Source organism: Ruegeria sp. CDSC051, assembly GCF_059610665.1.
In genome coordinates, this window is record NZ_JBXWOC010000002.1 from 460,420 (window position 1) to 478,420 (window position 18,001).

Consider the following 18,001-nt stretch of genomic DNA (forward strand, 5'->3'; position numbering starts at 1 on the left):
CTAGACTAGCAGAATGGTATGGGACCCATCTATCAATCCCCTCAACTCCGGCTTCGCCCACCTTGCAATCCTGGATCAGCGAGCGCGGCGTGACAATCTTTTCGACGTTCCCGAAAGACAGCGACTACTATCCCGGAGACCGGGGCTTCATGCTGAACATTCTACGTCGCGGACTTTGATGCGATGTTCAAAGAGCTGAATGTTGCCAGAATCGAAAGCGGCGCCGAAGTCGAGATGGGGGATTGGAAGGATTGCTCGCATTCACGATCCGGAATTAGATCCAATCGATCTGTGGGAACCCATTCTGAGGTGTTGTCACATTAACCGTTGTTTGGTTACTCATGCTTGGAATTGGTCGTAGGTGGCATCGATGAATCCATCGTCCATCACCTACAAGCGTCGCCGATTCACCGATTTCCTTCTCGGATCATTCCCCTGGCTGTGTGGCTTTATGTTCGAGCTTGCGTGAAGTTGACGCGAGGCTTCTGCAGCGCGGGATCGATATTTCTTACGCGACCCTCCGCCGCTGGGTCATCAAGTTCAGACCGCTGACCGTAACACTGCGCGCAGAATTTTAACCTGAGCAGTACTGAGCGCAAAACGATGGTAAATCCAGGCGGCTTAGGCGATGATCTCTCGCGGAAAAACGATAGCCCTTCAGGCGTGGCATTTTGAACGGCATCTTCATGCGTGAGCGGTAACCAGTTCAGAACGCGCGAACAAGTTGGCACTAACCATTTGTTGCCTGGAATGTCGCCTCCCAAGCAGCTTGAAATCTGAGCATGGGCACTTCTTTGTGGACTGGATGTTAACGTGACAACACCCAGAATCCCCCTATCTCGCGCTGTGCTACATGTGTGGTCACGATAAGAGCGATCGCCCATCCTGTCACAACGGCAGCCGCGGTGCCAAACCAAACACCGGTTTCGTTAAAGCCCAGCAGCCAAACAAAAACCCAGACAAAAAAGGCTACCCCAAACCCTTGCCGATACAGGCTGATCCACACCGTCCAGATCGGTCTTTTCAAAGCCTGCAAAAGAGAGTTGATCGAAAAAAGCATCATATAGAAAGGCAGTATCAGGCTGTCGACGCGCAAGTAACTCACTCCAACGCGGATGACTTCGGGGTCATCAGTAAACTGCCGCAGCAAGGGTCTTCCAAAAATCCATAGAGTTGGCGCTGCGATAGCTGTCATGATGAAGCCAACTTTCCAGCAATAAAATACTGCTTCCCTTACTCTCGCGTATTCATGGGCTCCATAATTTTGGGACGCAATTGGTAGCAGCGCCCCGGTTACACCCAGCACCGGCAATAGTAGAATCTGTTCAAGTCGAATTGCCACTCCATGGCCCGCGATTGCGTGTTCCCCAAAGATTTTCAGGGCGAACTGCATGACAAAACCTGACAGCAACATCACCATGAAGGATGTGGCTGTTGGTAGAACCTGGACAGATATTTCGGCAAACTTCTCCAAACGTGGGGCAAAGTTTCGGAATCGTATGCGCCTCATCCTTCGCCGTCCGAGTACTTGCCGGACCATGAAGACCATGACGCCGGTCTGACTGATGACGGTCGAGACAGCCAAACCATCGAAGCCTATGCCGGGAGCCAGACCTGGAATGCCATAGATCAACAGCGGGTTTAGACCGATATTGACAAAAAATGCGACCACGAGTGCGCGCTGCATCGAAACCGCATCGCCGTGCGCCTGTAGGATACCGTTGCACCCAAACGCCAGCAAGAACCCAGGCAGAGCCAAAAGCAACCAATAGAAGTAACGCAGCCCCGCATCACGATATGCGCCCGGCTCAGACACCAGCCGGATCAGAGCTGGACCATACCAGTGCCCAGCCAATGCCAATAGGCCGGACGCTATGAGCCCATAGCTCATTCCTTGCGCAGCCAGCCGACGGGCTTTGCGATGATCGCCGGCTCCCAGAGCGTTTCCAACAAGAGCGCTCATCGCGGCCCCAAGCCCAACGCCGACCGATATGGCAATAAAAAACGCCTGAAACCCCAGTGCCAACCCGGCCTGTGCGCTGGTGGACAAAAGCCCAGCAAAGAACATGTCCACGACGTTGTAGAGGGTGTTGAACAGCATTCCGACTGCGGCAGGAATTGCCAGTGTTCGAAAATGCGCCGAGATCGGTCCGCGTGTCAGATCAAGTTCGGCTGGAATGGCCATATCAGCAGGTCATTACGGGCGCTCGGCCTGCACGGTCAAAAAGACAAATTCGGGTGTCAAAACTTCTTCAAACCCATGGTTCAGTTCGGCATCCACGCTGATACTGTCCCCCGCCGACAAAGTGAACCGGGCCTCACCATAACGATAAACCGCCTGCCCCTCGATCGCCTGAACAAAGACAACGCCGTGACCCACGTAGGTTGGTGGATGGCCCTCGTCACGCAGCAGGGTTACACGGCGCGCCTGAAACCTCAGATCTTTTCGGGAATGTAGCGCGAGATTGACATACTCATGGGAATGACCGCTCGCCAGCCGGGTGGATTTCAATCCCTGACCGTGACGGACGAGGGTATAGTCGGTGTGATCCGTTCTTGCTTCGCGAAACAACGAGACGATGGGCACTTCAAGCGCCTCGGCCAATGCGGCCAATGTGTCGATCGAGGGCGAAACCAATCCATTCTCTATGCGGCTGACCATCGCCGCAGATATGCCAGACTGTTCGGCAAGTCGGCGGGCTGATTGCTTCCGGCTTTGGCGCAGCTCTTTTAGCGACGCGCCGATGGCGCGATCAATTTGTCTTCCCGGAGTGTCACCTTGCATGATACATCCTGTCACTCGTCGGCGTAGTAACCCACGACATCCCCATCCGTGGTGACGCCCAGACCGTTTAGTAAACGGTTGGCATAGTTGAAATAGCTCACAATCTGGTTGATTTCGAGGATCTCGCCATCCTCCCAACCTGCAACTTTCAGTGTGGTTGCATCCGTCTCAACCATCGTTCCGGGTGCTAGGGTGAGTTTCTCGGCATAGATCAATGCAGCAAGGTGTGCCCCTTCAAAAGCATCCTGCGGTTGTTGGGTCTTTAGCGCAGCTTCAATTTCATCGGCGCGCGCATTGTCATCAATCAGGTGCCGAGCGTTTGCCCAATGGTTGGCATAGGAGTAGGGGCAGTTGTTCAGGGTCGACACGTAAGAGCTGATGACTTCCTGAAACCACATCGGTATGGAGTTTGCGTGATCGTGCAGGCACGCCCGGTACAAAATAACATGCCCTTTCATTGTGTTGGGCCGCAGGGAATGCACGCGCATGACATTATCCACTGTCCCGTGCGGCGTGCGTGCCATATCCAATGTGGCCTTTAGCTGATCGTCGGCTTCTTCGTCAGAAATCATCCGAATCCAGGCAGACATTTATGTTTCCTCCCTTGGTCGTCAGCTCAACTTTGAGGCAGCCAAAACCTGCCCGTTGAGTTTTTTATTGACGAATATTGCATATTAAGCAACCATATTAATTAGCGTGCAACAGAATTGAGGATTCTATGGCCTTGCCCGATTGCTCCACTCAATCGCATCGCCAAGCCAACGGCTGCTATCTGGGCAATCCCCGGATCGTGCCACGGCAACAGAATTTCCCGACGGATTTTCGGGGCGGTAGCTTTCTCACCTCTGATTTCATCCACTCACGAGGACACCCGAAAGTGTGGTCTCCCGAATCGACAGGCCCGTCATGAACCAACCTTCTCCCATGATTGAGGTAACCAACCTGGATAAATTCTATGGCTCATTTCATGCGCTTAAGAACATTGATCTGAGTGTTCATCAGGGTGAAAAGGTGGTGATCTGCGGCCCGTCCGGTTCGGGGAAATCCACGTTGATCCGCTGTTTCAATGGTTTGGAGTGGCACAATTCCGGGCGTCTCGTGATCGATGGGATCGAAGTATATGAAGGCATAAAGGAAATCCGCGAATTACGGCAAGAGGTTGGGATGGTCTTCCAACAGTTCAATCTGTTTCCGCATCTGACGGTTCTTGAAAACCTGATGATCGGACCGATGAAGGTGCGCAAGGTATCAAAATCTCAAGCCGAAGAGACTGCGCGCAATTATCTGGACCGGGTCCACATTCCTGAACAAGCAGATAAATACCCGGCTCAACTATCTGGTGGACAACAACAGCGGGTGGCCATTGCACGATCCCTGTGCATGGAAACCCGGATCATGCTTTTTGATGAGCCGACCTCTGCCCTTGATCCCGAAATGATCAACGAAGTGCTGGATGTGATGGTTGAACTTGCTGAGACCGGTATGACCATGGTCGTCGTCACCCATGAGATGGGATTTGCCCGTAAGGTCGCTGATACGATGGTTTTTATGGAAGCGGGGCAAATTGTCGAAGTTTCGCCGCCGGAACAGTTCTTTACCAACCCCTCAAGCGAACGCTGTCGCTTGTTCCTAAACCAAATTCTGGAACACTGATATGAGCGATTTGGGCATATCGGGACCTACAGGTCAGGCGCTGCCGAAACCGCCGGTCATTAAGAGGTTTTTTGGCTCAGTACCCGTATCGATCGCTATCTATACAATCATCGTAGGTTTGATTGCCTATGGCTCTTATGCTGGTGCTCAGGGCATGGGGTATAATTGGCAGTGGTACCGCGTACCACAGTTCCTGTACCGCAATACCGAGGTTGGGTTCGAGTGGGGCGAAATTCCGATTGGTCTGGTCGCCACTATTCAACTATCCGTCACGGCCTTTTTGCTGGCAACCGTTCTGGGATTGTTGTTGGCGCTATTGCGGCTGTCCGGATTGGTCGTAGGTTCAGCGGTTGCGGTTGGCTATCTTGAGCTTATCCGGAACATCCCGCTCTTGGTTCTGCTTTATCTCTTTTACTATGTGCTGGGTCCGATCTTCGGGTTTAATCGTTATACCGCGAGTATCTTGACCCTGGCGGTGTTTCATTCTGCGTTGATATCTGAGATTTTGCGGGCGGGGATCAACGCCATCCCCACGGGCCAGTGGGAAGCGGCCAAATCCATCGGGATGAGCCCCTTTCAGATCTATCGTTACATCATCCTGCCGCAATCGGTGCGGTTCATGCTCCCGCCGATGACCGGCGAGGTCGTTCATCTGATCAAATCATCAGCAATTGTCAGCGTGATTGCGGTGGCCGAACTGACCACTTTCGGACGTAACATCATTTCTGACACCTACATGAGTTTCGAAATCTGGTTCACCATCGCATTGGTCTATCTGGTGGTGACCCTGATCCTGTCGATCGGCGTGAGCTATCTGGAGAAGAAATATGCCGTCGACCAATAAACCTGAACAAATTGTCGGACAACAAGGAGAACCAATATGAAGCTTTCTCGCAGAATGCTCGGGGTAGCCCTGGGTGCGGTCGTGGCGACTGGACTGGCGACCTCAAGCTGGGCGCAAAGCGCGACCCAGGAACTGTCCAGTGAAAGTGTGATTGAAACCATCAAGCAGGACGGGGTGATCCGGATTGGTCTTTCACTGTTCGTGCCGTGGTCGATGCGTGACAATAATGGTGAGCTGATCGGATTCGAACTGGATGTTGGGCGCAAATTGGCCGAAGACATGGGGGTCGAGGTCGAATTCGTTCCAACCGCCTGGGATGGCATCATCCCTGCGTTGGTGTCGTCCAATTTCGACGTGATTATCTCAGGTATGTCGATGACCGCGCAGCGAAACCTGACCATCAACTTTACCGATCCTTACGCCTATTCAGGTCTGGCCATCCTTGCCAACAAATCGATGACCGAAGGCATGACACTGGAAGATTTCAATAAACCAGAGATCACTTTTGCCGCCCGCCGCGGTGCGACCCCGGCTGCGGTGATCGCACAGAACTTCCCTGATGCGACCTTGCTTTTGTTCGATGAGGACGGGGCCTCGACCCAGGAAGTTCTAAACGGCAACGCGCATGCATCAATGGCTGCGCAACCGACTCCAAACCGCGAAGCGGGGCGCAATCCTGAAACGTTGTCCGTTCCGTTCGAAAATCTCTATGACCCGCGCGGTGAGGCCTTTGGGGTGCGCAAAGGTGATCCGGATGCCATGAATTTTTTCAACAACTGGATTGCACAGCAATGGCGGTCCGGTTGGCTGGAAGAGCGTCACAACTATTGGTTCGCCACCGAAGAGTGGGCTGATCAGGTTGCGCAGTAACTAAACTAACCGGGGGCGGGTGCACCGCCCCCGAGATTGACGCGGAGCGCGCCCGGTGCAGAATTTCATCAAGAAGCTCAGATGGCCCGACTACCTGATCATGGCGATTTTGATTGCCTTTTTCGGGTATATCTGGCTGTCGATCGAAGGCACGCTCAATTACAAATGGCGCTGGGAGCTTATTCCTGGATATATCGTCGGCTGGCATTCAAGTCGTGAAGAGTACTTTGCCAACCTGCTTTTGCAGGGGCTAGCTGCCACCGTCCGCATCAGTATCTATTCCGGCATTCTGGCCCTTCTGTTGGGCACTATTTTGGGCGTTGCCCGGTGTTCAGCTAATTTGACAATCCGGATGCTGGCCCGAACCTACCTCGAGTTTTTGCGCAACGTGCCACCGGTTGTTGTCGTCTTTATCTTCTTCTTTTTCCTGTCCCAACAACTGATTGACGCCCTGAATCTCGAACGCTGGGCGCGTGGGATCGCGCGACAAGAGAACAACCAGGTCTGGACTTTCTTTTTTGGCGAAATGCGGCGTTTCCCTTCGCTGGTTTCCGGAGTCATCGTTCTGGCGTTGTTTGAAAGCGCCTTTGTCGGGGAAATTATCCGGGCGGGTATTCAGTCAATTCCGAAAGGCCAGCGCGAAGCCGCGCGTTCGATCGGGATGAGTCAACTACAGGAACTTCGCTATGTAGTCCTGCCTCAAGCGTTGAAGAAAGTGGTCCCGCCGCTGGCAAACCAATTTATTTCGTTGATTAAGGACAGCTCGATCTTGTCACTGATCTCAGTACAGGAACTGACATACAAGACCGTCGAACTTGTTGCGTCCTCACGTATGATCTTTGAGGCCTGGATCACGACAGCAGCTTTCTATTTTATCGTCTGTTTCGGCCTCAGCCGTATCTTTGCCCGCCTCGAAAAACGATCGGATAAACGATAGGTCGGACGACCCGAATGATACGTCTTTATGATTTCAAGTTATCTGGTAGCTGCCACAAAGTCCGATTGTTGTTGTCGCTGCTGAAGCTTGAATATCAGCTCATCGATATTGATCTGCTGAACTGTGACCAGACACAGGAAGAGTTTCTGCGGATAAACCCGCTGCACAAGGTTCCTGTTTTCGATGATGACGGATTTGTTCTGCGCGACAGTACGGCAATCATGTTGTACCTGGCACAGAAATACGATGCTGAGAATTGGGGACCCAGAACACCGGAAGAACACGGCGAGATTCAGCAGTGGCTCTCATTCTCGGTCAATGAGATATTTCACGGCATGGCAACAGCCAGAGCGATTGTTTTATTTGAACGGGATATTGATCTGATCGGACCGCAATCACTGGGCGAGGCGTCGCTGGAGATCATGGAGCGGCAATTGTCAGACAGCCCTTGGCTGACGTGTGGCAGGCTGACCCTGGCGGATCTGGCCTGTTACCCGTACACAGCGTTAGCTTATCAGGGCAACATTCCATTGTCCCCGTACCCGTCGGTTCAAAATTGGATCCGACGGGTTGAAGCATTACACGGATATGTGGCTATTCCCGGAATACCGGCGCTTGCCTAGCGCACATGGCTGACAGGTATGTGGACACATTCATAGCCTGACCTGAACCATTCCATTTTCGACCCGAGTGTCAAAAATGCGCATTGCTCGCGTTGCGGGTGCTGACACGGGTTTGCCGTCTCGTACATCGAACGCGCCCTGATGCAACGGACATTCAATCACGTGTCCATCGAAGTAGCCGTCACATAAATCAGCGCCGCCATGGTTACACAGCGCCAGCGAGGCAAAAACACCGCTTGGCGTATCATAAACGGCAATTAGCCGTGGTCCGATCTCAACGCGCGTGACCCAGTTCTTTTCCAGCTTCGCAACATCGATCAGGTCGCGCCATGGTTTCTCATTTCCCATCGCTCAAACCTCTGCCGATTGCTCGGGTTCACGCTGCAAAATTTGCCGCAGAATGTCACGATGCGCTGCTAAGTAGCCGCCTCTTTCGACAAAAATGTGATCCTTCAGCTTTTCATGCAAACGCGGCAGCGAATGGAATGGAACCGATGCAACGTAATGATGTTCCGCGTGATAGTTCATGTTCCAGCACAGAAAGGCCATCGGTGTTGATACCAGATTGGTGCGGGTGTTTTCCGACATCTGGGCAACCGTTGGTCGCCCCACATGCTCGGTCATTCGCACAAATCGCATAACTGGTTCCCCCAGAAACAGTGGAATGATCCAATACCAGATCAGGCCCCACCAGCCGGTCAGAGCCATGGCTAGAAAAATGGCGGTGTAAATGGCAAGCATCCTGCGCGCGTCCCGAAAAACCGCTTTGTGCTCGACCTTGGGGATAAAGCGCAACTCTGTCTCGTTCAGCCGTCCGCGGGCATGTCGGAACACTTCGGTGAACTTACCGCGCCAATAGGGCAGGGCTGAAAGGTAAAGAAGATATTGTCCAATCGTCTTGGGCATAGGGATAAGTTCAGGGTCTTCGCCGGTGAGTTGGGTATAGGTATGATGGTCGCAATGCTCGTACCGGAAAAACCGGTGTGGCAGAATGATGATCAGCCCACAGATCTGACCAACCAAATCATTCAGCCAGCGTGTCCGAAACACAGTGTAATGCACACATTCGTGCTGCAACGAAAAATGATGCACCAGGACAACGCCTTGAAGGAACATTGCCGGCCAGATCAGCCAGCTGTTCCAGGCAAGTGTTATCAGCGTCGTGGTGAACGCAAGCAACAGGATCCAAAGCGCCAGATGGCGCAATCCCGGTCCGTTTGAACGTTGCATGAATCCTTTGAGTTCTTCGCGCGTGAGTTTTCCTTCGGCCAAGGCCTGAGTCAGCGGCGTAACGATAGCTTTTGACATATGGGTTCCATAATTTTGCCGGTGCGGGGGGACTTTGCCCTCTTCGTACATACCGGCACCGGAGACGGGAGTGCTCCGCACCATAAGACCAACTTGATCGGGTCCTATTAACAATAGATCATCCTATCTGGGCGCGATTCGATCAAGTTAGGAATGATCAGATAACCGCACGCAATCCGATATTCGGATCAGGATCAGCAAACAATGCCGCCGCGCAGGAATGGCGATCGAGAATTGACGGTCCAGCAGGCAGCCGTTCAGCGTAAAAAACACCATTGTCCCAGTAAGTCTCGCCGTCGATCACAATGGTCGGATCGATTACGTTCCAGCTGATTTCACCGGGGGCATAAGCACCACAAGTGTGGAAATGCAGAATACGCGGATTGCCAAAAGCAGACCCGCCCCATCTTTCGTAATTTTCTCGCATATCCCAGGGATATCCGCAGCCTGGGTGAATCCCAGCATGCCATGAATGTACAAAATTACGATCTATGTCGAACTGCCCGGCAACCCGATCATAGTGGGCCTCAGCTCTTGCAACATTAGCAGGGTCGCCGTCAAACCGCGTTAGCTGGCCATTTTCCATGATTGCAAAAACCGGTTCGTCGAATTCGATAGTATAATTGTCATAATACCTCGACCCGGTCCCGGTAAGAAAACTGACGGCCACCCTGCCAGAAAAACTATGTGCTGGAACCGGTGTAAAGACGGACATTGGAAAGCGCAGGATCGAGGTATCCCCAGTGGGCTTCAGATCCATAATCGGGTGTCCACGTACATCAGTTCCCAGCGGGCAGGTGATCCGGACTTCGTCTGCCGCATCAAGCACCGCATTGACGTCTGACTTGAGTTCCAAAAACGCATCGTGGTGGCCGTTCGAAAACCCCGAGCCCAGCAGTTCTTTGTTCACCGCAAAACTGACAATGATCCTTTTGCCCCGCGGCATGTCCGAAAACCGCAACTGATCGCCCAAGCGCGCCAAGAACAGGATGATGTCTGCAGCCCGAAATCGGACAAGAAGGTCGGGCGAGAGATGGGGGTTGTCAGGGTTGAAACCCACATCAACCGCATCAACAATTAGCCCTAGCTGCTGTGCCGCCTGGCTGACGATGTCTACACAATTTGAGTCGAAATACCCGAACTGCGGAGGCTCGTAGGCGATCAGCAACCGGTCGCCCGCTGTTGCATGGGCACAGTTCACCAGAAGGTTTAGCGCTCCTCGCCCGGGCGTTGTGTCGGACATCAGTACCCCCAAAGATTTGATCTTAGAAATCTAGAGCCCTGTATCGACTCTAATCCATTTGAAAGAAGTAATGCCTGACATTAGGATAGCTAATATGATCCTGAATTTGCCATATTCGGCGCTTCGCGCTTTTGAGGCGGTCGTCCGCCATTCCGGCTTTTCGCCAGCAGCCGAAGAGCTGGGTGTAAGTCAAAGTGCGGTAAGCCAGCATGTAAGGTCGCTGGAGGAATGGCTTGGCAGAGAATTGCTGGTGCGCGGTGCGCGTCAGTCACGTCCCACACGCGAGGGCGAACAGCTGGCTCTGGCTATATCCGATGGATTGGGGCGTATTTCTGACGTCTGCGCTCAGCTGCGGGATAAAACTCGCAGCGACCGAACAATAGTCATTTCATGTCTGCCGGGCTTTGCGTTTAACTGGTTGTTTCCGCGGCTTATTCACTTTGATTTGGCGCATCCCGACCTGTCGATTTCGATCGCTACAGATACCGGGCAGCACCCCTTTTCTGGTGCCGATGCGGATATCGGCATTCGGTATGGGCTGGGTGAGTACCCAGGGTTGCAGGCCGATCTGTTGATGGAAGAACGGCTTTTTCCTGTCTGTGCTCCAGCTCTGTTACCCGATCTTCATGGCATCAAAGATTTGTCTCGTCACACACTGCTTGTGGATGAAAACCTACGTCATGGTGCGGCTAACCCGACGTGGGAATTCTGGGCCCGGCAATGTGATCTTAACTTGCCGACAGTGCTGCGTACACGTCGGTTGGGGCAGTCGAATATGGTTGTACAAGCTGCAATCGAAGGGCTCGGCGTAGCGCTCGGTCGTGAGCCGCTCGTGATCGACGCACTCTGTGATGGCCGATTGGTGCGACCGTTCCCACATTTGACGCAATCGCCTTTGTCCTACTGGCTGGTGCGGCGGCATGAGACGAAGGATAGCCAAAAGGTCAGCGAATTCCTGAACTGGATTCATGCCGAAGCCAAAGCGCAACCCGACATCCCGCTGCTCGCAAACGAGTCAAATTAGTAGACCTTATATGTCCCATTACCAATCCAGCATGGCGAAGTGCGGGGAAATTACCCCATATTGGCGCAAGCTAGATATTGAACGGAGAGCGGGATCATGTATCTGAAAAACTGCTGGTATGTTGCCGCATGGAGCAAAGATATTGGTCGCGAATTGAAGGCCGAGACCTTTCTGGGCGAAAACGTCGTGCTTTATCGCCAGCAGGATGGCGCGCCGGTTGCCCTGGAGGATGCGTGCCCGCATCGCAAGCTGCCCTTGTCAAAGGGCAATCTGATAGGCGATCTGGTCGAATGCGGCTATCACGGTTTGACTTTCGACTGCTCGGGCAAGTGCATAGACAGCCCCACCCAGCGTGGGATGACCCCACGCCGTGCGGTTGTCAAATCTTATCCGGTGGTTGACCGCTATCGATTGCTCTGGATCTGGATGGGGGATCCGGCACTGGCAAATCCTGATCAGATTTTCCCCGTAGAGAATTTCGATAACACAACCTGGGGCATGACGGATGGTGGCGTGATGGATATCGATTGCCACTACCTTTGGGTCTGTGACAACCTGCTTGATCCCAGCCATGTGGCTTGGGTGCACGTGAGTTCGTTTGCGGGAGCAGGGACGGACGAAGAACCATTGAACGTGGAAAAAACAGATCGCGGTGTAATCGTGTCGCGCTGGATTGAGAACAAACCGCCTTCACCTTACTATTCCAAGCTTGTGACGTTCGGGGGCGAATGCGACCGCCTGCAACATTATGAGATGTGCATGCCTGCCATCGGGTTGAACAAGTCCATTTACACACCGGTTGGAACCGGTGGGTATGACAAGAGTCCGGTTGCTGAAACCTTCATCAATATCTCATATAATTTCATGACCCCGATTGATGAGGATCGGACGAGGTATTTCTGGTTCCAGCATCGTAATTCCCTTGCCGACGATGCCGAAGTGTCAACCTACATGAATGACGGTGCGCGTATGGCATTTCTTGAGGATAAGGATGTGCTGGAGGCAGTCCACAAAGGTATGAAGAACGCCACCACGTCGAATATTGATTTGGGCCTCGATGCGGGCGCCAAACAATTCCGACGCGTTCTTGACCGTGCTATCGAGGCCGAGAATACGTCACAGGAGGCCGTCGCGCGGAAGGCCTGAGATCTTGGCAGAGGGCTGGGAAATCCAGCCCTCTGCCGCAGATTTACGCAGTTTCGTAGATGACGGGGAACCGTCCACCGGCAAACGGCGCGCCCGGTTTAAGACTGTCATCATGCAGCCATTCGGTGACGGAATCGCGTGGCTCATAAGTTGCTCCGTCAACGGCAAAACGGATTGCATACCCTCGCCTGCGACGGGTGGTGGTTCTGTTACCCATAGCAGAATGCACGGTCATCCCGTCAAAGGCCAATGCATCACCGGGCTGCATATTCTCAAAATGGAAGATGTCGTAGTCGTCGCGGTTTGCCTCAAAATCTGGCATATCGATATAGTCGGGATTGTCCTGTTCCAGATGGTGTAGAAAACCACCGAGTTGATCGGTTTTGAACGGACGGTACTTGGCCCCCCACGCATGTGAACCACGTACAAATTCCAGCGCTCCATTGTCCGGGTCTACAGGGTCAAGCGCGATCCACATTGTCATGATCGGGCCGGAGACCGGCCAATAAGGCTGATCTGTATGCCATCCGGTTTGAGTCTGCGTTCCCGGCTCCTTCACGAATATTTGGTCATAGATCAGCGATGTCCATGGGCTGCCAGCTACCTGAGACACGCGCTGGCCGATATCCGACTTCAGGCAATAGTCCTGAAACACACCCGGCGTTTCACGCATATTCTTGTAGGCGAAATAGCGGTCGCCCTTTTTGATTTCGGTATCTACAGCGTGTCGCAGTTTGGTCAGCCATTCGTCAGATAGGATATCCCTTAGCAGCACGACACCGTCGCGTGCATAGGTATCCTGAACCGTCATCGTTTCAGTTGATGTTGTCATTGCTTTTCCATCCATAAATTCCACCCGAGATTGAGGGCGGTAAAAAAACAGGCGCTATGCGCCTAAGTTCTCATGGGGTTAGGATGTTGGAGAGCTGCGACAGTTTATGATGAAACAGGGCCATTTCGACCGGGTTGACCATTTTCCGGCTAGGTTTCGGTGAAACTGTTTGATGCGAACATGCATGACGCACCCTACCCGAAATAACCTGACCAAACCAGCAAATACCACAACAAGTCATGCACGCGATGTGCGCGATGACTCGTTCAAATGCAGCGGCGCGCCAAAACGGGGATTGCATTCAGGTAAATTTATTTATTGACGAACGTTGCTTATTAGTAAATATAATTACCAACATGCAAAAATACTCTGTGTTCTCACTCGCTCGAAACGCGCTCTCTGGCCATCGCAACTGGCCCTTGGCCTGGCGAAGCCCACCCCTGAAAGACCAGTATGAAGTTGTCGTGATTGGGGCAGGGGGTCACGGTCTGGCCACTGCCTACTATTTGGCCAAGGAATTTGGCATTACCGATGTCGCCGTGCTGGAGCGAGGCTGGCTGGGCGGCGGTAACATCGCGCGCAATACGGTGACAATCCGTTCAAACTACATGCGGGACGAGTCGATCCCGTTCTATGTCAAATCAGTCGCAATGTACGAAGGGCTTACACACGAGCTGAACTTCAATATGATGCACTCAAAGCGCACCATGGTAGATGTCGTACAGACTTGGCCCAAGCTGCGAGAGCTTCGGCGACGGCAATTGGTCATGGACATATACGGCTCAACTTACGAGCAGATCAATACAGACGAATTACGCCGTCGCATTCCCGCGCTGACTGGCGGAGGACCTGATGCTCGGCTGCCAATCATTTGCGGCATGGTACATACCGATGCGGGTGTGAACCGGCATGATGCAGTGGCCTGGGGATATGTCCGCGCGGCGGACGCGATGGGGGTCGAGATCCACCAGCAGACCGCAGTGCAATCGCTGATCCGAGGTGCAGACGGCGCGATCGACGGTGTCGAAACCAATCGCGGAACCATTCGAGCCAAGAAAGTTGTCGTAGCGGTGTCTGGACATACCACAACGTTGACGGAAACCGCCGGGCTGAAGCTGCCGCTGCGAACTATGAACCTGACAGCTTTTGTTTCCGAGCCAGTCCAGCCGTTGGTCGATGTGATCGTGAATTGCCCCGACAGCGGGTTCTATTTCAGTCAATCTGACAAGGGTGAAATGGTAATTGGCGGCGCGCCTGACATGGGCCAGAGCTTTCGCCGGGACATCAAGCAAAACGTGTTCGAAGATACTGTGACGACGATGTTGTCGTTGTTCCCGTCATTCAAAAAGCTCAAGCTGATGCGACAATGGGGCGGGCATCTGGATATCGCGCATGACGCCTCGCCCATCATGGATCAAACCGAAGTGCCGGGGCTATTCATCACGGCGGGTTGGTGGGGTGGTTACAAGGCGATCCCGGCAGGCGGTCTGACCCTGGCCCATCTGGTTGCTATGGGTCAGCCTCATCCGCTGATGTCTTCATTTACCCTCGACCGATTCCGTCATCTGGATTTTGTGATGGAAGCCGGCACCACAACCGCCCGATAGAGAGGACAGGACCATGTTGCTTATCCCCTGCCCATTCTGCGGCAAGCGTAACGAAAGTGAATTTATCTTTGGCGGCCCTGTCGGTGCCGATCGGCCTGATCCAAATGCCGTGAGCGACGCGGAATGGGTTGAGTACCTGACTGTAGCACCGAACCCGTTAGGACCGGTGCAGGAAAAATGGTGGCACGGGCGAGGTTGCGGTGAATGGCTGACAATCTGGCGCGATACCCGAACCCATGACATTGTGGAGGCACCCGATGGCTCAGAGTAATCGTCGTGCTTCGGGCGGGCGTATAGATCGTACCAGCCCAATGACGTTCCGGTTTAACGGAAAAACCTATGAAGGTTACAAAGGAGATACTCTGGCCTCGGCCTTGCTGGCCAATGGGGTCCGTATCACAGCCCGCAGTTTCAAATATCATCGCCCGCGCGGCATCGTTGGTCATGGACCTGAGGAACCGGCGACTTTAGTCGAGCTGGACGGTGAAGATTCATCGGGTAACCGTCCGGCAACAACTGTGCCGCTGCGCGATGGGCTGAGCGCCCGCTCAGTCAACTGCTGGCCTTCGCCCGAGTTTGATCTTGGTGGCGTTAATCAGCTATTAGGACGCTTCATTCCAGCTGGCTTCTACTACAAGACATTCAAGTGGCCCAACTGGCATCTGTTCGAACCATCTATCCGCAAAGCTGCGGGGCTGGCGGCAGCACCCGCGCAACCTCCTACTTCGGGCCACTTCGAAGCGCGTCATGCCCATGCCGATGTGTTGATCGCTGGTGCGGGACCTGCCGGATTGCAGACCGCGCTGGAGGCGGGCAGGTCTGGCAAACGTGTGTTCATTGCTGATGAGGGAACAGAGGCAGGTGGCAGCCTGTTGAACCGGGATCTAAAAATCAACGGGCGATCCGCATTGGACTGGGTGGCTGAAGCTGTTGAAGAATTGCGTGGGATGGGCAACGTTATCCATCTGCAAAATGCAACGGTCTGGGCCTATCGCGAACATAATCTTTTGATTGTGAATGAACGGGAACCCTTAGAAGGCAATATTTTGGAGCGGAGCTGGCGGGTGCGTGCAGACGAGGTGGTTGTCGCCACCGGGTCCACCGAACGCGCCATGGTTTTTGCAGACAATGATCGGCCGGGCGTCATGCTGGCTTCGTCAGTACAGGCTTATGTCAATCGTTGGGGTGTCACTCCGGGACAACGAGTTGTTCTTTTTACCAACAACAACAGCGTTTACGCAGTTGCAGCTGACCTAATGGCAGCAGGTGTGTTGGTCGTCGCAATCCTAGACAGTCGCGATACAGTGCCGCAAGCCGCACTGGATATGGCACAGGGCGTCACCGTTCATACAGGCACCGTCGCCGCAGGTGTGCGAGGTCACAAGCGGGTGCGCGCGGTACGTGCGGTATCCGTCAGTAGTGGGGCGGAGACCTGGATCGATTGTGACCTGCTGGGCCATTCCGGCGGTTGGAACCCAACCGTGCATCTGTGGTCTCAATCCAGAAGTACTCTGCGGTTTGATGAGGAGTTATCCGCTTTCGTACCCGATCAGGCCGCCCAAGCTTGCCGCGCTGTCGGAGCTGCCGCAGGAGCGTTGACGCTTGACGGGATTATCGAAGGAGGTTCGGACCTGCCCTATGCCATCGAGCCGCTATGGCGCGTAGACGTCGCGGGGCAACGTGGAAAGGCATTTCTGGATCTGCAGAACGATGTGGCGGTTAGCGATGTACACTTGGCCCTGCGCGAAGGCTATGACAATGTCGAGCACGTCAAGCGATATACCACCGGCGGCATGGGCATCGACCAGGGAAAAACCGGTAATATCAACATTATCGGTACTGTTGCGATGCAAAAGGGTGTGCCCTTGCAGGATGTCGGAACGACAACCTTTCGCTCTCCCTACACACCAGTTTCCTTTGGCGCGATCGGAGGCTTGCGCGAGGAGACAGTGCTGTTCCCCTACCGCCACACGCCGGTCACGCAGTGGAACAAGGACAATGGTGCGGTGATGTACGAAGCTGGTGCCCGTTGGCAGCGTCCTGGATACTTCCCCAAACCTGGTGAAGGGTTGCAGGAGGCAGTGAACCGCGAATGTCGTGCGGTGCGTGACGGTGTAGGCGTCTATGACGGCTCCCCCCTCGGCACATTCGAGCTGAAAGGGAGTGATGTCCCGCACTTTCTCGATTTTCTTTACTCAAATGTCATGTCCAGCCTGAAACCCGGTGACGGGCGTTATGGTCTCATGCTGTCTGATGACGGGCTGATCCTGGACGACGGGGTGGTCTTTCGGCTGGACGAGCACCGTTGGATGGTCTCAACGTCGACGGGTCATGCAGACGCGGTCAACCAGCACATGGAAAAGCTTCTTCAGACCGAGTTTCCCGACTGGCAGGTCATGATCACTACTGTGACCAGCCAATGGAACAACGCCACCATATGCGGGCCCCATGCACGCCATGTCATGCAGGCGTTGGGAACAGATATTGACCTGTCGTCTGAGGCCTTTCCTTTCATGTCTTTCCGCGACGGCACCGTGGCTGGGATCCCGGCCCGCGTCGTGCGTGTCAGTTTCACTGGCGAGCTGTCATTTGAGGTCAACGTCGCGCCGCGCCACATGGCTGCACTGTGGAACAAAGTGATCGAGGCGGGCGCGCCCTTTGGCATTCTGCCAGTGGGTTCGGAATCCAGCCACGTTCTGCGGGTCGAAAAGGGCTTTCTGTCACTGGGGCATGAGGTGGACGGCACTGTAGATGCCTACGATCTGGGTATGGGATGGGTCATGTCGAAGAAGAAGCCTGACTATTTGGGTAAGCGTTCGATTGTACTGCGTCGTGAAGGTGGCGGCACCCGGCGAGAACTGGTTGGCATTCTTCCTGAAGACCCCAATCGACAAGTGCCTGAAGGTGCACCGCTCACCCCCGGAGGCCGAAAAGAAGCCACCGAGGGACTCGTCACCGCCTGTGTCTGGAGTGTGGTGAACGACCGTTGGGTCGGTTTGGCGTTGCTGGAAAACGGGCACGCGCGGCATGGGGAATCCGCCCATGTGCGCCTGAAAGATGGGGTTATCCCAGTCACCATTACCAAGCCGGTGTTCCACGACCCCGACGGCAAATTGCTGAGGTCCTGAG

General features: G+C 54.0%; 17 protein-coding genes. 10 read left to right on the forward strand and 7 right to left on the reverse strand.

The features are described from left to right. Positions 1-808 precede the first annotated feature (808 nt). The 3 genes from AC2FH0_RS07725 to AC2FH0_RS07735 are packed head-to-tail and all read right to left on the reverse strand — an operon-like array spanning position 809 to position 3,375. Positions 809-2,185, reverse strand: a complete 1,377-nt coding sequence (locus AC2FH0_RS07725; RefSeq protein WP_496789001.1) for an MATE family efflux transporter — start codon at positions 2,183-2,185, stop codon at positions 809-811. 12 nt (positions 2,186-2,197) lie between these two features. Then, positions 2,198-2,785 (reverse strand): helix-turn-helix domain-containing protein, encoded by a 588-nt coding sequence (locus AC2FH0_RS07730; protein ID WP_496691476.1) that lies wholly within the window; start codon positions 2,783-2,785, stop codon positions 2,198-2,200. Positions 2,786-2,796: 11 nt separating this feature from the next. After that, positions 2,797-3,375: a carboxymuconolactone decarboxylase family protein gene (locus AC2FH0_RS07735; RefSeq protein WP_496789002.1), complete on the reverse strand. Its 579-nt coding sequence runs from the start codon at positions 3,373-3,375 to the stop codon at positions 2,797-2,799. Positions 3,376-3,709: 334 nt separating this feature from the next. On the opposite strand from AC2FH0_RS07735, the gene AC2FH0_RS07740 reads away from it, so the two are divergent. The 5 genes from AC2FH0_RS07740 to AC2FH0_RS07760 are packed head-to-tail and all read left to right on the forward strand — an operon-like array spanning position 3,710 to position 7,712. Then, positions 3,710-4,438 (forward strand): amino acid ABC transporter ATP-binding protein, encoded by a 729-nt coding sequence (locus AC2FH0_RS07740; RefSeq protein WP_496691478.1) that lies wholly within the window; start codon positions 3,710-3,712, stop codon positions 4,436-4,438. A gap of 1 nt (position 4,439) precedes the next feature. Next, the gene (locus AC2FH0_RS07745) at positions 4,440-5,282 is read left to right on the forward strand and encodes an amino acid ABC transporter permease (protein WP_496691479.1); all 843 of its coding nucleotides are present in this window, start codon (positions 4,440-4,442) and stop codon (positions 5,280-5,282) included. 36 nt (positions 5,283-5,318) lie between these two features. Beyond that, positions 5,319-6,152 carry a transporter substrate-binding domain-containing protein gene (locus tag AC2FH0_RS07750; protein WP_496691480.1) on the forward strand — a complete coding sequence of 278 codons (834 nt, stop codon included), beginning with the start codon at positions 5,319-5,321 and terminating at the stop codon, positions 6,150-6,152. 55 nt (positions 6,153-6,207) lie between these two features. Further along, the gene (locus AC2FH0_RS07755) at positions 6,208-7,089 is read left to right on the forward strand and encodes an amino acid ABC transporter permease (RefSeq protein WP_496691481.1); all 882 of its coding nucleotides are present in this window, start codon (positions 6,208-6,210) and stop codon (positions 7,087-7,089) included. Between the two features lie 14 nt (positions 7,090-7,103). After that, entirely contained in the window at positions 7,104-7,712 is a 609-nt protein-coding gene (locus AC2FH0_RS07760; protein ID WP_496691482.1) for a glutathione S-transferase family protein, read from the forward strand. A 30-nt stretch (positions 7,713-7,742) separates the two neighbouring features. Here AC2FH0_RS07760 and AC2FH0_RS07765 read toward each other — a convergent pair whose 3' ends face one another. The 3 genes from AC2FH0_RS07765 to AC2FH0_RS07775 all read right to left on the reverse strand — a co-directional run bounded on the left by AC2FH0_RS07765 (position 7,743) and on the right by AC2FH0_RS07775 (position 10,263). Next, entirely contained in the window at positions 7,743-8,060 is a 318-nt protein-coding gene (locus tag AC2FH0_RS07765) for a non-heme iron oxygenase ferredoxin subunit (RefSeq protein ID WP_496691483.1), read from the reverse strand. Positions 8,061-8,063: 3 nt separating this feature from the next. Then, entirely contained in the window at positions 8,064-9,020 is a 957-nt protein-coding gene (locus AC2FH0_RS07770) for a fatty acid desaturase family protein (RefSeq protein ID WP_496702245.1), read from the reverse strand. Positions 9,021-9,177: 157 nt separating this feature from the next. Continuing rightward, positions 9,178-10,263: a hypothetical protein gene (locus AC2FH0_RS07775; RefSeq protein ID WP_496702243.1), complete on the reverse strand. Its 1,086-nt coding sequence runs from the start codon at positions 10,261-10,263 to the stop codon at positions 9,178-9,180. 94 nt (positions 10,264-10,357) lie between these two features. Between AC2FH0_RS07775 and AC2FH0_RS07780 the strand changes: the two genes are divergently transcribed. After that, entirely contained in the window at positions 10,358-11,287 is a 930-nt protein-coding gene (locus tag AC2FH0_RS07780) for a LysR substrate-binding domain-containing protein (RefSeq protein ID WP_496691486.1), read from the forward strand. Between the two features lie 96 nt (positions 11,288-11,383). Next, complete coding sequence (locus tag AC2FH0_RS07785; RefSeq protein WP_496702597.1) at positions 11,384-12,433, forward strand: aromatic ring-hydroxylating dioxygenase subunit alpha; 1,050 nt, start codon at positions 11,384-11,386, stop codon at positions 12,431-12,433. A 43-nt stretch (positions 12,434-12,476) separates the two neighbouring features. On the opposite strand, the gene AC2FH0_RS07790 is transcribed toward AC2FH0_RS07785, so the two are convergent. After that, on the reverse strand, positions 12,477-13,265 hold the full coding sequence (locus AC2FH0_RS07790; protein ID WP_496789004.1) for a phytanoyl-CoA dioxygenase family protein: 789 nt from the start codon (positions 13,263-13,265) through the stop codon (positions 12,477-12,479). A gap of 356 nt (positions 13,266-13,621) precedes the next feature. Here AC2FH0_RS07790 and AC2FH0_RS07795 point away from each other — a divergent pair, with 356 nt between their 5' ends. The 3 genes from AC2FH0_RS07795 to AC2FH0_RS07805 are packed head-to-tail and all read left to right on the forward strand — an operon-like array spanning position 13,622 to position 18,000. Beyond that, positions 13,622-14,872: an FAD-dependent oxidoreductase gene (locus AC2FH0_RS07795; RefSeq protein WP_496789006.1), complete on the forward strand. Its 1,251-nt coding sequence runs from the start codon at positions 13,622-13,624 to the stop codon at positions 14,870-14,872. 13 nt (positions 14,873-14,885) lie between these two features. Further along, positions 14,886-15,143, forward strand: coding sequence for a sarcosine oxidase subunit delta (locus AC2FH0_RS07800; protein WP_496691490.1), 258 nt, complete (start codon positions 14,886-14,888; stop codon positions 15,141-15,143). Further along, positions 15,130-18,000: a 2Fe-2S iron-sulfur cluster-binding protein gene (locus AC2FH0_RS07805; RefSeq protein WP_496789007.1), complete on the forward strand. Its 2,871-nt coding sequence runs from the start codon at positions 15,130-15,132 to the stop codon at positions 17,998-18,000. The genes AC2FH0_RS07800 and AC2FH0_RS07805 overlap by 14 nt, the downstream gene beginning before the upstream one ends. Position 18,001: the final 1 nt, after the last annotated feature.